Origin of the sequence: Nostoc sp. (genome assembly GCF_036917815.1) — a bacterium.
Lineage (GTDB): Bacteria > Cyanobacteriota > Cyanobacteriia > Cyanobacteriales > Nostocaceae > Nostoc.
Genome location: NZ_JBALEK010000055.1, coordinates 26,529 through 43,307, shown reverse-complemented (window position 1 = coordinate 43,307; position 16,779 = coordinate 26,529). Strand labels below are relative to the sequence as shown.

The 16,779-nt window shown below is 43.6% G+C and carries 10 protein-coding genes and 1 other RNA gene; 9 read left to right on the top strand and 2 right to left on the bottom strand.

Annotation, left to right across the window (positions count from 1 at the left end):
- Positions 1 to 131 precede the first annotated feature (131 nt).
- The 3 genes from V7K97_RS16155 (at position 132) to V7K97_RS16145 (ending at position 7,475) form a co-directional block, all read left to right on the top strand.
- Positions 132 to 1,907 (top strand): SWIM zinc finger family protein, encoded by a 1,776-nt coding sequence (locus V7K97_RS16155; RefSeq protein ID WP_334802080.1) that lies wholly within the window; start codon positions 132 to 134, stop codon positions 1,905 to 1,907.
- Positions 1,908 to 2,730: 823 nt separating this feature from the next.
- Positions 2,731 to 4,515 (top strand): ShlB/FhaC/HecB family hemolysin secretion/activation protein, encoded by a 1,785-nt coding sequence (locus V7K97_RS16150; protein WP_334802044.1) that lies wholly within the window; start codon positions 2,731 to 2,733, stop codon positions 4,513 to 4,515.
- Between the two features lie 323 nt (positions 4,516 to 4,838).
- Positions 4,839 to 7,475 (top strand): EAL domain-containing protein, encoded by a 2,637-nt coding sequence (locus tag V7K97_RS16145; RefSeq protein ID WP_334802043.1) that lies wholly within the window; start codon positions 4,839 to 4,841, stop codon positions 7,473 to 7,475.
- A gap of 201 nt (positions 7,476 to 7,676) precedes the next feature.
- Here V7K97_RS16145 and trxA read toward each other — a convergent pair whose 3' ends face one another.
- On the bottom strand, positions 7,677 to 7,994 hold the full coding sequence (trxA, locus tag V7K97_RS16140) for a thioredoxin (RefSeq protein WP_334802042.1): 318 nt from the start codon (positions 7,992 to 7,994) through the stop codon (positions 7,677 to 7,679).
- 547 nt (positions 7,995 to 8,541) lie between these two features.
- Here trxA and fabG point away from each other — a divergent pair.
- A complete protein-coding gene (fabG, locus tag V7K97_RS16135) occupies positions 8,542 to 9,288 on the top strand; it encodes a 3-oxoacyl-[acyl-carrier-protein] reductase (RefSeq protein ID WP_334802041.1) in 747 nt (248 codons plus the stop codon).
- Between the two features lie 389 nt (positions 9,289 to 9,677).
- On the opposite strand, the gene V7K97_RS16130 is transcribed toward fabG, so the two are convergent.
- Entirely contained in the window at positions 9,678 to 10,760 is a 1,083-nt protein-coding gene (locus V7K97_RS16130) for an MraY family glycosyltransferase (RefSeq protein ID WP_334802040.1), read from the bottom strand.
- A 158-nt stretch (positions 10,761 to 10,918) separates the two neighbouring features.
- Here V7K97_RS16130 and groL point away from each other — a divergent pair, with 158 nt between their 5' ends.
- The 5 genes from groL (at position 10,919) to V7K97_RS16105 (ending at position 16,761) form a co-directional block, all read left to right on the top strand.
- Entirely contained in the window at positions 10,919 to 12,592 is a 1,674-nt protein-coding gene (gene groL / locus V7K97_RS16125; RefSeq protein WP_334802039.1) for a chaperonin GroEL, read from the top strand.
- Positions 12,593 to 12,855: 263 nt separating this feature from the next.
- Positions 12,856 to 13,998 carry a magnesium/cobalt transporter CorA gene (corA, locus tag V7K97_RS16120; protein WP_334802038.1) on the top strand — a complete coding sequence of 381 codons (1,143 nt, stop codon included), beginning with the start codon at positions 12,856 to 12,858 and terminating at the stop codon, positions 13,996 to 13,998.
- 64 nt (positions 13,999 to 14,062) lie between these two features.
- Positions 14,063 to 14,761, top strand: coding sequence for a hypothetical protein (locus tag V7K97_RS16115; protein ID WP_334802037.1), 699 nt, complete (start codon positions 14,063 to 14,065; stop codon positions 14,759 to 14,761).
- Positions 14,762 to 14,808: 47 nt separating this feature from the next.
- Positions 14,809 to 15,239: RNase P RNA component class A (gene rnpB / locus V7K97_RS16110), an RNA gene on the top strand.
- Positions 15,240 to 15,447: 208 nt separating this feature from the next.
- Complete coding sequence (locus V7K97_RS16105; RefSeq protein WP_334802036.1) at positions 15,448 to 16,761, top strand: Nramp family divalent metal transporter; 1,314 nt, start codon at positions 15,448 to 15,450, stop codon at positions 16,759 to 16,761.
- The last annotated feature ends 18 nt before the right edge of the window (positions 16,762 to 16,779 follow it).

Sequence of the window (16,779 nt, the reverse complement as noted above, 5' to 3'; positions counted from 1 at the left end):
CAAGATCCCCGGAGGGGTACGCTCAGTACAAGTGCCCCATGCCCATAAATTTGAATTTCTTTACAGCGCGTTAGCCTAACACTAAGCTGGATTTAGGATTGATCCAGAGGATTTACACAGGCGATCGCTCGATGTCTATTCCCCAAATTAGTGAATTTACTATCCGCCGTCATGCCAACGCCAAATCTTTCCAGCGAGGCGAGGCATACTATGAAGCTGGTGCTGTTAATGCTATTACCTTACGTGGTCATCTGCTTCAGGCAGATGTTGCAGGCACTCAAGCTAGACCTTATCATGTCAATTTGAGTTTCGATAGCAGTGGGTTAACCTCAGTCAACTGCACCTGTGCCTACGACCTTGATGGGTGGTGTAAACACATTGTAGCGACGATGCTCGTCTGTGCGCGTAACTCAGAATGTATTGAGCAGCGCCCGACTTTAGAACAATTACTCGATCGCCTAGATCATATCCAAACCCAAAGACTGCTGCAAGAGTTGGTAGCAGAATACCCACCACTGATTGAGGCGATTGATCGCCATGTTAGTTGGATGACGAATCCTACTGACAAGCAAATAACGATAAAATCTGTGCGCCGCAGTACTCTTGATCCGGCTCCCTTTCGGCGGCAAGTCCGGCAGATTCTCAAGGATACTGTGCGCTACTTTGAGGAGGGGTACGAAGAAGACCCGATTGCCGAAGACTTGCTGAGTGTGGTGCAAACGGCGGTAGATTTTAGCGAACGGGGAGAAGGTGAAAATGCCATCGCTATTTTGGAAGCGATTACTTCTACCTGTGCGGAAAATTGGGATGATGTTGCCGAATACGGTGCTGAAAACGATGAAATTGTCGGGGAATTAAATAATGCTTGGTGTGAAGCAATTCTCAGTGTGGAACTCAGCCCAGAAGAAAAAGTTGATATTCAAATAAATTTAGAAGCTTGGCAAGATCAGTGGAATGCTGATTTTGGCCTAGTTATGGAAGCTTTACGCCAAGGTTGGGATTATCCACCATTGTTACAAGTTCTTCAAGGTAATATCACGGAAAGAGGAGCTTGGGAAGAAGACGTGCCAGATTATGCAGATGATTTGGCATTAATTCGCCTGAAAATTCTCGAAGGTCAGGAACGTTATCAAGAATACCTCTATTTAGCACAAGCAGAAGGGCAAACCCAGCAATATCTCACAATGTTGGGGCGTTTAGGTAGGGTAGAAGAAGCAATTGATGCTGCCCAAACCCAGATGAACTCAATGGAAGAAGCCTTTGCTCTAGGGAAAACACTCAGTAAACAAGGCGCATTAGAGCAAGCACTAGATATAGCCCAGAGTGGATTAAATTTACCGGGTAATTGTCAGTACGAGTTGGGAATTTGGACAAGTGATTTGGCTGTGGAGTTGGGTAATCGTGAAGCTGCTTTATTAGGAATCAAGGCGGCTTTTCAAATCAAGCCTTCCTTGGTTGACTACCAAAAGATGGCAGAATTGACCGGTGAAAGCTGGGAAAGTGTCAAAACAGACCTGCTGACAATTGTCCGTACTTATAGTGGTTGGGGAACAGAATCAGCCAAGGTGAATATATTTTTGCATGAAGGGCTAATTGATGATGCAATTGCGATCGCTAATGAACTCAGTTCTAATTATTCAGAGTTGATTCACCAAGTCATGAGTGCTGCCATCTCTCATAATCCTAGTTGGGTGATTGCTAATGCTCGTCGCCGTGCCGAAAAGATTATGGATGCAGGTAAAGCCGAATACTACTGCTACGCGGTTGAATGGTTAAAAAAAGCGCGTAATGCCTACTTGGAATCTGGGAAGAAAGCTGACTGGTTAAGCTATCGAGAAAACTTGATGCAAACCCACGCTCGTAAACGTAAATTAATGGGAATGTTTAAGCAAAGGGGTATGGAGTGAAGGATTATTGTGATTATAAACTGAGTAGACTCGATAATGCTCTCCCAGGCGCAGATAATTCCCAATACGGTTCGGTTAGGTGATTTATCGCTAGAAGATCCCCCCGATAAATTGGGGGGCTATTTTCTTTATTTACCCCCTTTTTAAGGGGGTCAACCTAGGCGGGGGGATCTTATCCGAACTGTATTGAGATAACTCCAACATATCTGCTTGCTTATGCAGATCGAACACCATCCATACTTTGAAGTCTGCATTGACCGAAAAATCAAACGATACAGAGCAACTAAATTTTGTCTCGTTGTTTCATTCCTGACTTTTCACGTTAGGGACTTCCAAATAAAAAAATGTCCTAAAAACTGACCCAAAAGCCTCTCTATTTCTCCTCTCTCTGTGTTCTCTGTGCCTCTGTGGTTCGTTTCTTTGGATAATTTATTTCTTGGAAGTCCCTTATGTGGAAAAGCCACAAAAAAACTAACCCCCTCTTCCCTACCAGGGGGAAAATTCAAAGTCTCTCTCCTTGTAGGAGAGAGATTTAGAGAGAGGTTTTCCAGATACCGTGAAAAGTCAGATTGTGATTTAAATACATAAAAGGGTTATGGTGAATTACCCCCCTTAGAAAGGAGGGAAAAAGAAATATAGTTCCCTCCCCGTATGTATTGGGGAGGGTTAGGGTGGGGTATTTTGTACCTCACCAACTCGCAATCTGCCATAGATTGAGATTTGCCCAAAATATGAACTTTAGCCGCAGAAGATCAAGTAATATTCACATCTGAAGTATTCCCCGTATAATCCCATAGTTTCTGACAAAAAATAGTCCAGTACAATGATTGATAAATATCTTCAGAATCTTATAGTGTCCTGCTTACCTCTGAGTACGCTTATATTACCCAGTAGCATATTTTCTAATCCACTGAAAGCTCAGGCTATTGATACTACACAATTACCAACTAGTAATTTCATCCTGTCACAAAAATTACCACCACCACAGGATGTCCAACCACCCTCACCTTCCCCACTTCCCTCACCTGAACTGCTACAGCCACTCCCCCCACCAGCAGAACTATTTCCACCCTCTGCCCCAAATCCGACACCTGAAGAACGACTCCCTGGCAACTTTCCTCAAACTATTGTTGTTGAACGCTTTGAAGTTGTTGGTAGCACAGTCTTCAGTGCTAAAGAGTTAGCCCAAGCCACTGCGGAATTTACCAAACGACCGATCTCACTGACCCAAGTGTATCAAGCACGTTCTAAAATCACTGATCTATACTTCAAAAATGGTTATATTACTTCTGGTGCATATATTCCACCCCAAACAATTCAATCCGGTGTAATTAAAATTCAGGTGATCGAAGGTAAATTAGAAGACATCCAGGTAACTGGGACTCGACGGTTGAATCCGAATTATGTCCGCAGCCGACTAGCAATAGCGACATCACCGCCTCTGAATCGCCAGCGTCTACTAGAAGCACTGCAACTTTTACAACTGAATCCTTTAATTCAAAATGTGTCTGCTGAACTCTCGGCAGGATCGCGGCCTGGTGTGAATCTGCTAGAAGTTAAGATCAGGGAGGCAAAAACCTTTAGTAGTCAAATAGTTCTTGATAATGGGCGATCGCCTAGCGTTGGCAGTTTCCGCCGCCGATTACAATTGAATGAAGCCAACTTATTGGGACTGGGAGATGCTCTGGGTGTAGCTTATACTAATACCGACGGTAGCAACTCCGTTGATGCCAGCTATACATTACCACTCAATCCCAAGAATGGAACCCTCACCTTTAACTATGGCACTACATCAAGTAATGTCATTGAACCTCCTTTCAACATTTTAGATATCCAATCGTCTTCTCGCTATTACGAACTAACATTTCGCCAGCCCATAGTTCAAACGCCTACACAAGAATTTGCCCTGGGGGTGACAGCCTCACGACGGGAAAGTGAAGCCTCTTATATCGACATAGATCGAATCCCTTTCCCCGGTTCAGGTGCTGATGAACAGGGACGCACTAGGGTATCTGCGTTGCGATTTTTTCAAGAATGGACTTCTCGTAACAGTCGTGAAGTCATCGCCCTACGTTCTCAATTCAGTTTGGGCATAGATGTGTTGAATCCCACTATTAATCAAAATCCTCCCGATAGCCGTTTCTTTGCTTGGCAAGGGCAAGCGCAGTGGGCACGTCTTTTAGCTCCTGAAACCTTACTTTTACTTCGTTTAAATACCCAACTCGCAACCAGAACACTTTTACCTTTAGAGCAATTTGGCTTAGGTGGGCAAGATAGCATTCGGGGCTACCGTCAAGATTACCTGCTGACGGATAATGGCACTTTTATTTCTGCTGAAGTTCAAGTACCAATTCTGCGTTTACCCCAGATAGATAGCACCTTACAGGTTGTCCCCTTTGTGGATTTTGGTGTTGGCTGGAACAGTTCTGATAGAGAGAATCCCGATCCTAATACTCTAGCTGCTGTTGGTGTGGGGTTGCGTTGGTCACAGAGCGATCGCTTCACCGTTCGTCTTGACTGGGGCATTCCTTTAATATCTGTTAATTCAAATGATAGAACACTACAAGAAAACGGACTGTATTTTAGTTTACTCTATAATCCTTTTTAAATTTGAATTTTGAATTGTTAATCTGGGTATTCTAAGAAAGACAAGGTTGAATGATATAGACGAAGGGAGAAAGTTTATAACTTATGCATGAGTGGAGAAACCATCTAGAGCTTCTACCGCAAAAACTGATTGAACAATTAGCCATCTTATGAAGATCAATCATCAAGAGAAGGGCTGGTTTGCACCCTCATGCCAATGGGATCACAAATGGTGACAACTTTGATTGAGCAAATTTTCCCAGAAGTGCAGCCTGAAAAGCTTAACTTCTGGGAGTAGTATTTTTCAGACTAAAACATAAAGAGATGAGAATTTGAGGAACAGACATGCTAGGAACTGAGCGGGAAAAAATACGCCATCTGCTGGTTATTCAAGACCTGCAAGGGCGGCGAACTATCCCCTTACGAGAGACTACTTATTCACTGGGGCGGCATCCCGCAAATACTATTGTCTTGGCTTCCCGATCAGTATCAATGCAGCATGCAATTTTATTGCGAGTAACTGTTCCAGAAACTGACCAATATGGCTTCCAGATTATTGATGGCAACTACAAGGGAAAAGGAAGTACTAATGGCTTATTTGTAAATGGCAATAAATGCTTTTCTCATAATCTCAGACATGGAGATATCATTGACTTTGGTGGTAATCAAGCTCAAGCCAAATATTATGCTATTTCCAACCTTTCAGAACAAGCATTTTCTGAATCTTGTGATGTTGAAGACTTATCTGGTTTCCTCTCAGATCAAGCCAATCCTGCTAATCCTTTTCAAACCCTAGCGGTCGATCCCGGCTTGGAAGCGGCTAGTGAATCTGCCCTAGCTCGCCTAGCATCCTTCCCTGAACTCATCCCCAATCCAATTATTGAGATGGATTTCGAGGGAACAGTTACTTATCTCAATCCAGCCGCAGCTCTCAAGTTTCCCAAACTTCGGGAAGTTGGGACGCAACATCCGATGTTAACAGGACTTCTGAGTGGAGTTAAAAATCTAGAAAAAAATTCTTTTGTGCGGGAGGTGGAAGTAGGCACAGAAGTTTTTGAACAATCCGTTCTCTACCTTCCTGAAAGTGATTTAATTAGAACTTTTATTATTAGGGATATTACAGAGCAAAAGCAAGTTACAGCCGAACTGCGCCAGCGCGATCGCTTGCTACAGGCAGTTGCAGAAGCTGCCAATTATTTGCTGGGCGAAATGAATTACGAAACTGCTGTTGCTCGATCTCTAGCTGTACTGGGTGAAGCTGCCCAGGCAGATCGTGCTTATCTCTTTCAGAACCATCCCCATCCTGCTACAGGGGAAATAGCAGTCAGCCTGTGCTTTGAATGGACGCACCCTAAGATTAAATCTACCCACCATCATTGGCAAAATCAGCCTTATCAAGATTCTGGATTAGCCCGTTGGTATACTGTTCTCTCTAGCGGTCAGTCCATTAGCGGACTCACCCAAAAATTTCCTGTCGCCGAACAAGAATTCCTGATTCGAGATGGCATTCAATCCCTTCTTCTAGTGCCTCTGCGCTTAGACAATGAGTTCTGGGGGTATCTTGGCTTGGCAGACTGCACCTCTGAGCGTCATTGGTCAAGGCACGAAGAATCTACCCTTTTGACGATGGCGGCCAGTATCATTAGTACCAAGCAGCGTCAGCAAGTAGAAGAGAAGATTCGCTATCAAGCCCTCCATGACCTGCTGACAGGGTTGCCCAATCGCCTACTATTTAACGAACTGCTCAGTAAAACCCTGCCCAATGCCACTCGGAATGGCGAAAGTTTAGCTGTGATCTTCCTCGACCTCGATCGCTTCAAGGTGATTAATGACACTCTGGGGCACACTCTGGGAGACGAATTGTTACAAAGGGTCGCTCAAAGATTAAATGACTCACTCAGAGGCGGAGACACCATAGCCCGGTGGGGAGGTGATGAATTCACTATCTTACTCCCGCGAGTCAATGATATTGAAGAGGTAACTCTGGTGGCGTACAGAATCTTACAATCCTTAGAGGATGCTTTCCATCTCCAAGGGCACGAACTTTATGTGACTGCCAGCCTCGGTATTGCCTTGCTTGATAACAATAGTCCTGATGCCGAAACACTAATCCAGCACGCCGATGCCGCTTTGTACTACGCCAAGGACAAAGGGCGGAATAACTACCAATTCTACAGTGTTTCCTTGAGTGCCAAAAATCCTGAACTCCTGAGTTTAGAGAAGAGCTTGCGCTATGCCCTAGAACGTAATGAATTTACGGTGTACTATCAACCTCGTGTGAACATTGCCACAGAAGAAATTACTGGTATGGAGGCTCTGTTGCGTTGGCAGCACCCAGAGATGGGATTGGTTGCACCCAGTGTCTTCATTCCCCTGGTCGAAGAAAGTGGATTAATTGTCCCCATCGGCGAATGGGCGCTGCGGACAGCCTGTAGCCAAAATAAAGCCTGGCAAGATGCCGGATTGCCACCGATAATGATCGCAGTCAATCTTTCTCTTAAGCAGTTCCGCCAACCCAAATTGGTGGAGACTATAGCCAAACTTTTAGAAGAAACAAGGCTGGAGCCGCGCTTTTTAGAATTAGAAATTACCGAAAGCACAGCTATTGAAAATTTAGCTTTTACCACAAAGGTGTTAAAAGAGCTACAACAGATGGGTATTTACATCTCCATTGATGACTTTGGTACAGGTCATTCTTCGCTCTCGCGCCTACAGCTTTTGCCACTGCACAATCTGAAAATAGATCAGTCTTTTATTCGAGATTTGACGCACGATGTCAAAGTAGCTCATATTATCAAGGCCATAGTTAGTTTGGGACAAAGCTTGGGATTGAAGTTGACGGCTGAAGGGGTAGAGAATAAAGAGGAATTGGAGTTCTTGAAATCTATCAACTGTGATGATGTACAGGGCTTTTTATTCTACCGACCGCTTTCTGCAAAGATTGCAACAGAAATCCTCGAAAGTAAACGACCAAGGCTTTAGTATTTTGTGAAGATGGGGAGCGCCAAAATAAACCTATCTTATTGAAAGGTTGAGCAAGGTAAATTTCAGCTATTGCCAGAAGGGAAAAAGCAGCAGTTACAAGAAAGAAAGTAGTAATACAGCTTAATTCAGAATTATTTACTGAAAAAGACGCGATATTTCGCGCCTCTAAGAACCAAAATTCCAATTCTAAGTGTTACCTTAAATCTTTGTTTGTAGATATTGCACCAACTGGGGCGCTTGCATTACTCCCTCTATCCGCTCCACAGGTTGACCCTGCTTAAACAGTACTAAGGTTGGCAGAGACGCAATTTTATACTGAGTAGCCAAATCTGTGTATTTTTCTGTGTCAATTTTGACAATCCGTAGGCGGTCCTTAAGTTGGGCATTGACTTGCTCTAAAATTGGCACCATCATCTGACAGGGGCCACACCAGTCAGCGTAAAAATCTACTAATACAGGTACATCAGAAGCAGACAGCATATCTTCAAAGCTGTTAAATTCTTTTTTAGTTGCCATGATGACACACACCGATTTTCAATTGTTTGTTTCAATAGTAATTCTTAGAAAATAAAATCGGTATAGATTCATCGGTTTTTGTTGGGAAAAGATTAGATTAGTTAATCTAGACTGATTTGCCGGACAACAATCTTAAATAATTATAATAAAATACGTATATTATTTTAATTTGTGTATATCAATAGATATATATTTAATGGCACGCCTCTACGTTGATAAACAGATGTAACCGACGAAGAACTTTATCTATTTAATAAGTGTAGTTAAAATTCCTAACAGATTATCCACAGGGTTAAGATAGATTTCATTTAAATCAATATTCACCACCTGATTTTCTAGCTTTAAAAATCGCCAAAATGACATATGATTACTACTTTTATCGGGTGTTTTTCATAAAATAACTGACTATTTATTAGTTATCTAATTTGCATCATGACAGCAACATTGTCATCCCGCAAGAGTTAGATTTTATTCAGAGAATATTCAGATGTTCCCGAAATCACCATAAGATAATTAGCGCGGTATTTCTAAGATTGAGGAACATTAAATGACACTATTACAAGATAAAGTAGCAATTGTCACAGGTGCATCACGAGGAATTGGCCGAGCGATCGCAATTGAATTAGCCACACAAGGAGCGATCGCAGTTGTTAATTATGCCAGTTCGAGTGCTGCTGCTGAGGCAGTTGTTACAGAAATTACAGATGCGGGAGGGCAAGCGATCGCTATCCAAGCAGACGTTTCTCAAGGCGATCAAGTAGACGCACTAGTTAAGACCGTCATGGAAAAGTTCAGCCGTGTGGATATCTTAGTCAACAACGCAGGTATTACCCGCGACAATCTGCTTTTGCGTTTGAAGACAGAGGATTGGCAAGCGGTGATAGACCTGAATCTAACTGGTGTTTTCTTCTGTACACGCGCCATCAGTAAAATTATGCTGAAGCAGCGATCGGGGCGAATTATCAACATTACCTCCGTTGCAGGGCTAATGGGCAACCCAGGCCAGTCTAACTACAGCGCCGCCAAAGCAGGTGTCATCGGCTTCACCAAAAGCGTTGCCAAAGAACTAGCTACTCGTGGCATCACTGTTAACGCCGTCGCCCCTGGATTCATCACCACCGACATGACCAGCGATCTTAACAACCCCGAAGATATTTTGAAATACATCCCACTCGGTCGCTTCGGTCAACCGGAAGAAATCGCTGGGATGGTGCGCTTCCTCGCTGCCGATCCCGCCGCCGCCTACGTCACCGGACAAGTTTTTAATGTCGATGGCGGTATGGTAATGGCATAAATAGTGCTGATTTAGGAGTTTTCGTCGTGTGCGTTACACCATAGGCTAACGCACCGATTTTATCTGGCGATCGCTGATTTAGGGACTTCCAAAGAATAAATTACTCAACAAAAATCAAGATCCCACACTTAAACAAGAATAATTATTATTAGCGCTCTTCTATTACTCTCGTTAAATAAAAATCAGAAACCTTTATTTTCATAGGCTTTAATAAATTTAGGGATAGGTTGGCGAGCGATCGCGGTCTTCTGCCTTTGGGAAAAGGGGAGACACCAAGGCAACGAGGGTCACAGCAGGTTGTAAACATCACTTGCCATTGGTAAAATATCTTGGCATATAGAGAATAAAAGATAGTAGGGCTAGCATTGCAATGCCAACCCTACAAGCAATTAAGGCTGTTGACGTATCCTTTGCCAGACAGTAAAGCCCAAAAGAAGAATAATGCTAGTAGCAGTAGCTACCATCACAGCCAAACTCATACCTTGTATTCTCATCGCCAGCAAGTTAAAAACTAAGGTAATTGACCAAAGCGTAAACGCAGCATGGCGCTGGGAGAGTCCCCAAGCAAGTAAGCGGTGATGCAGGTGGTCTTTACCAGGAGTACTCAGAGGATTATTTCCTGCTAGTAGCCGCCGCACAAATACTTGAGTGGTGTCTAACACTGGTAACAACAGAAATAAAACCGTAGGAATTAGTGCATAAACTGTGTTTTGTTGCAGTTTCCCTAAAATACTAGTTGCTGCCAGCACATAGCCAAAAAAGTATGCTCCGGCATCACCCATAATAATTCGTGATGGATGGAAATTATGGCGTAAAAAGCCTAGTGCAGCACCTGCCAAGGCTGCGAGTACCAAAATTGCGGCTGCACGGTTGTTAAATTGGGCTGCAACGGCCAACAAACTCATGGCCGTAATAAAGCTGATTCCTCCTGCCAAGCCATCCATACCATCCATCAAGTTGATGGCGTTGGTAATCCCTACTACCCATAGTACTGTTAGCGACATGGAAAGGAGCGAGTCGATGGGGGTACCAAACATCACTTTGACGCTGATGCCATTAGCTACCAGCAACAGTGCCGTGACAATTTGCGCCCACAATCGAACAGAGGGCGGTAAGCCAAACTGATCATCGATAAAGCCTACAAGGACTAATATCGAACCTCCCAATAGAATAGTGAGTACCTGAGCCAATACGTTTTGAAGTTCGATCGGTCGTAAAAGGCTAGCTAATACCAGCGCGGCAATTACACCTGCGTAGATAGCCAGCCCCCCTGCATTGGGTAAAGGTTCTCGGTTGAGTCGCCGGGCGTTGGGTTGGTCAGCCCAACCTACCCGCAAGGCGAATTTGCGTACTGTCGGAATTAAACGCCAAGTTACAACCCAAGCCAAGAGGAACGTAAATACTACTGCCAACCAGCCGGTGCCGCCAGGGTCGGCAATACCAAGGGATTTAAGGGAGTTCTCTAGATTCATCTCCCAATTCAAGCATTACTGCCAGTATCTAATATGAGCATCACCTGTATATTAATCAATTTTTTTTATTTCCATTTGTAACTTGAGCCAGTTGGGAGATTAGCACTCTTGCTCTGTGAGTGCTAAATTGTCTAATGGAAGCGCTGGAGAAATCAAACATGGCGAAAATTATTGCATTTAACGAGGAATCTCGGCGAGCTCTAGAAAGGGGTGTTAACGCCCTTGCCGATGCCGTAAAAATCACCTTGGGACCAAAAGGTCGCAATGTCCTTTTAGAGAAAAAATTTGGCGCACCTCAAATTGTCAACGATGGTATCACTGTTGCCAAGGAAATTGAATTAGAAGATCCTTTGGAAAATACTGGTGCAAGACTCATCCAGGAAGTAGCCTCAAAAACTAAAGATGTCGCTGGAGATGGGACAACCACCGCCACAGTTTTAGCACAAGCCCTGATTCGGGAAGGTTTGAAGAACGTCGCGGCGGGTAGTAACCCAGTTAGCTTGAGACGCGGGATCGACAAAACTATTGAGGCACTTGTACAAGAAATTGCCAGAGTAGCCAAGCCAGTAGAAGGAAGTGCGATCGCTCAAGTTGCCACTGTCTCTGCTGGTAACGATGAAGAAGTTGGCCAAATGTTAGCCGAAGCAATGGAAAAAGTCACCAAAGATGGTGTAATTACCGTTGAAGAATCTAAATCCCTAACCACTGAACTAGAAGTAGTTGAGGGGATGCAGATTGACAGGGGTTATATTTCTCCCTACTTCGTCACCAACAACGAGCGGCAAATTGTCGAATTTGAAAACGCCCGGATTTTGGTGACAGATAAAAAAATCAGCAGCATCCAAGATTTAGTGCCGATTTTGGAAAAAGTCGCTCGTTCTGGTCAGCCCTTGCTGATTATCGCTGAAGATGTTGAAGGTGATGCTTTGGCAACTTTGGTGGTGAACAAAGCGCGGGGTGTACTGGCTGTAGCTGCCATTAAAGCACCTGGGTTTGGCGATCGCCGCAAAGCTTTGTTAGAAGATATTGCTATTCTCACCGATGGACAGTTGATTTCTGAAGAAATCGGCTTAAGTTTGGATACCGCTTCTCTAGAAGCCCTGGGAACTGCCCGCAAAATCACCATCGACAAAGAAAGCACCACAATTGTCGCTGGCAGTGTCACCAAGCCAGAGGTACAAAAACGGATTGCTCAAATTCGCAAACAGTTGGCAGAAACCGATTCTGACTACGATCAAGAAAAACTGCAAGAACGTATCGCCAAGCTTGCTGGCGGTGTGGCAGTGATTAAAGTGGGTGCGGCAACCGAAACCGAACTCAAAGACCGCAAACTGCGGATTGAAGACGCGCTGAACGCTACTAAAGCCGCCGTGGAAGAAGGTATTGTTCCTGGTGGTGGGACGACCCTAATTCACTTGGCTAAGAAGGTAGAAGCGATTAAAAACAGCCTAGAAAATGAAGAAGAAAGAATTGGGGCTGATATAGTCGCACGAGCGCTAGAAGCTCCCTTGCGCCAAATAGCAGATAATGCTGGTGCTGAAGGCTCTGTGATCGTCTCTAGAGTTCGGGATACCGACTTCAATATTGGCTACAACGCCGCTACTGGGGAATTTGAAGACTTGATTGCTGCTGGTATTATCGACCCTGCCAAAGTCGTGCGTTCAGCTTTGCAAAACGCTGGTTCAATTGCTGGTTTGGTCTTAACCACCGAAGCGATCATTGTTGAAAAGCCGGAGAAGAAATCCGCAGCTCCTGCCCCTGATATGGGCGGTATGGGCGGCATGGGCGGCATGGGTGGCATGGGTGGTATGGGCGGCATGGGTATGTTCTAACTTCTGCTCACCCAGATAAATATTTTTTAAGCAGTTTGTCTTGCCAAGGCAAACTGTTTTTTGTAGCATTGCTGATTCAGAGGCGATATGTTATACCAATTCGTAATTCGTTAGATTAAATCTGGCTGGTCATCAAATTAGCAACCTCAATAATTGCTTAATCTAGAAATGACCGTCTTTGTATTAATTTTTGTAAAATTAGTGTAACTTGTTATTTGTTATTCACTAATGACCAATGACCAATGACTATTAGGTAGTATTGCATGGCACGAAAACTGCGTCGCCTTCCCAAAGTAGTAAATAGGGTATATGAAGATGAATTCTATCACCAACCAGGAACTCTGCCAGGAACCATTATTATTGATGCAGATGCTCCGCCACCGATAATTTTCTTGATTGACTATAACCAAACCAATTTCACCCGTGAACAAATAGTAACTCCAGAAGAGTGTGTTCCATATCTAGAGATGGAATCTATTTCTTGGGTAGATGTACAAGGTTTAGGCAGTCAAGACATATTACAACGATTGGGTAACGTTTTTAAGTTACATCCTTTAGTTTTAGAAGATGTAGTCAATGTGCCGGAGCGTCCGAAAACAGAGGATTATGAAAACCAATTGCTATTCATTAGCCGCATGGTAGTACCAAAGGAAAGAATATGTGGTTTTTACAGCGAGCAAGTGAGTTTAATATTAGGTAAAAATTATTTGCTGACAGTACAAGAAGAACCAGAACATGATTGCTTTGAAGCGGTGCGATCGCGAATTGAAAAAAACAAAGGTATCATCCGTAAACAGGGAGCGGATTATTTAGCTTACGCTCTGTTAGATGCGATTATTGATGGCTTTTTTCCAGTGCTGGAGCTTTATGGAGAGCGAATTGAAGAGTTAGAAGAGGAGGTAATAGTCAGACCGACTCCGCAAACACTCCAAAACATTTATCAAATTCGGCGAGAATTACTGCAACTACGTCGTGCTATTTGGCCCCAACGAGATGCAATTAATGCCTTAATTCGAGATGGTAGTGATTTGATTAATGAAGAAGTGCGAATCTACCTGCGAGATTGTTATGACCATACGGTGCAAGTGATGGACATGGTGGAAACTTATCGAGAACTAGCATCTGGATTAATGGATGTGTATCTTTCGGCAGTGAGTAATAAAATGAATGAAATCATGAAGGTGCTAACGATAGTTTCAACAATTTTTATTCCCCTGACTTTTGTGGCCGGAATATATGGGATGAATTTCAGTACTGAAAAATCGCCATATAATATGCCTGAATTGAATTGGTATTGGGGCTATCCACTTTGCTTGGCATTAATGGCTGCGATCGCACTTAGTTTATTATTCTTTTTTTGGCGACGAGGTTGGCTACAAAATTCTGTCACAATGAAGGGCAATTAAAAATTGCAAATGAGCGATGAGTAAAATATACATTCATTAGCACCGGGAGTTAAGATTCTGAGTTATGAGGAGTAGCGACCAGAATTTAATAGTTTTGACGGCTTATATTATCGGTGTCTCTTATGTGTTTAACCGTATGGTTGAATCCATCGACGACCAAATTAAGTTTGAGTTTAAGAAAGGAATCGTTGATGAGCAGCTAAAAGAACAAAATCTTGACGATAAAATTGGAATTTCCTTTAAACTCAAAGCCTCATACCCAATTGGCGATTTGAAAGATTTAGGAATTAGCATTGAAAATAAATCTGATAATGTTGCTGTATACGTTGACTGGGACAACAGTTCTTTGGTAGTTGAACATAGTAAGCAATCGCGCCGCGTGATTCGGAAATCACCAGACTTAACCCGCGACTTAGCAGTACCCCAAAGTCCTAGTCTGATTGCTCCCAAGAAAACACTTTCGGAAACGGTGACAGCAGAAGATGTTTTTGAGCGCGATAAAGAAGCTGGAACCTATTTAGCCAAAAAACCACTAATTGATATCAACGGGCTGCAAAAAGGACAAAAAAAGTTATACAACGACTTTATTAACAGAAGAAAGGAGTTGGATTTTTCCCTGCAACTGGTACTCAGGATATCTGAGGTGCGTTTAGGTCTAGCCCCAGGTCGTGATTTTCCTCCCATTAGTATTATCAATTGTCCTTTCACAGTCAGGAAACTACCTTGGACTTACGCTCTACCTTGGAATAAAAAAAAGCAATAGCAACCAGACATACTATGCCAACCAAAGATTACACTGGATCTAAGGAGAGAGTAGGCGCAGGTGGTTGCAGATCAGTCATAGTCACTGGTTTGAGGAAAGTCCGGACTCCCGAAAGACCAAACTTGCTGGATAACGTCCAGTGCGAGCGATCGTGAGGATAGTGCCACAGAAAGATACCGCCAAAACAAGGCAAAAGGTAAAAGGCAAAAGTAAAAAGAAAGATTTCTTTCTTTTGTCTTTTTACTTTTTACTTTTTACTTGATTTGGTAAGGGTGCAAAGGTGCGGTAAGAGCGCACCAGCAGTATCGAGAGGTGCTGGCTCGGTAAACCCCGGTTGGGAGCAAGGCGATAGGAATTATGGTTGGTCTTTTACCAGTTCCGCTCAATGAGAGCCGCTAGAGGCGTTTGGTAACAAGCGTCCCAGATAGATAACTGCCCTCGCAAGAGAACAGAACCCGGCTTATGTCCTGCTCTCTCCCCTGCAATGGAGTACGAACCTTTCACGGTTTGTACTCTATTCTTTTTTGTCCGGATTTTGAGCAGAGGTTTACCCGCAAACCTTTAAAAATCAAGCTTTTTTGGATAAAAAACCCAGGTGTGATGTCTGGATACTAGTTCTCATTTTTCCTTCATTTTTACCTGCTCTATGGTAAGTTTGGAAAAAATGAGGAAATTATGAGTAACTTATGAAGCAAACAGAACGAATTCCTTCTCTGCCAGAAGTTCACCGAACGATTAAAGTGCCTGTCGGAGGGGGCTTCTGGCGTAAGATGTTGGCTTATACAGGGCCAGGATACTTGGTTTCAGTGGGCTATATGGACCCTGGCAACTGGGCAACTGACTTAGCTGGCGGTGCCCAATTTGGCTATATGCTCCTGAGTGTCATCCTATTCTCTAATTTGATGGCAATTTTGTTGCAGGCGCTTTGTGTCAAATTGGGGGTGGCAACGGGACGAGATTTGGCACAAGCCTGTCGAGATAATTACAGTCCACGTGTCAGCTTTTTCCTATGGATTCTATGTGAGATTGCGATCGCCGCTTGTGACTTGGCAGAGTTAGTCGGCAGTGCGATCGCCTTACAATTATTATTTGGCATTCCATTAGCTGTAGGTGTTTGCATCACAGCTTTAGATGTGCTAGTGGTGTTGTTTTTGCAAAGCAAGGGCTTTCGCTACGTCGAAGCTTTAGTGATTACCATCATTGCGGTGATTGGTGGTTGCTTTATCGTTGAATTGATTGCTGCTCGTCCCGATTTGGGTGGAGTTCTCCAAGGCTTTATCCCTCATTCAGAAGTGGTGCGAAATCCAACAGCACTATATATTTCCATTGGGATTTTAGGGGCAACCGTTATGCCCCATAATCTTTATCTACACTCTTCCATTGTGCAAACGCGCGATTGGCAAGAAATTCCTGAGAAAAAGCGCGAAGCCATCAAGTTTGGCATGATCGATTCAAGCGTTGCCTTATCGATTGCTCTATTTATTAACGCTGCTATTTTAATTCTATCTGCTGCTACCTTCCACTTTTCCGGTCATCAGGATGTGGCAGAAATTCAAGACGCTTACAAGTTGCTGTCTCCGGTGCTTGGGTTTGCACCTGCGAGTATTCTCTTTGCGATCGCTCTGCTAGCATCAGGGCAAAACTCTACATTGACTGGAACCCTAGCCGGACAGATTGTGATGGAAGGATTTTTGCAAATTCGACTGAAACCTTGGCTAAGACGCTTGCTAACTCGTCTGGTGGCCATTGTTCCAGCCCTCCTAACCATTGTATTTTTGGGCGAAGGTAGCACCACCAATCTACTGATTATGAGTCAGGTAATTCTGAGTTTACAGCTTTCTTTTGCCGTAATTCCCCTGGTCATGTTCACTAGCGATCGCCGTTTGATGGGAGAGTTTGTTAATCCTCGCTGGCTGAAAGTTCTTGCTTATGCCGTAGCGACGGTAATTGTTGGACTAAATGCTTGGTTGTTATGGGAGACATTCTTCGGATGGCTATAATAAAATCCATTAATGTAG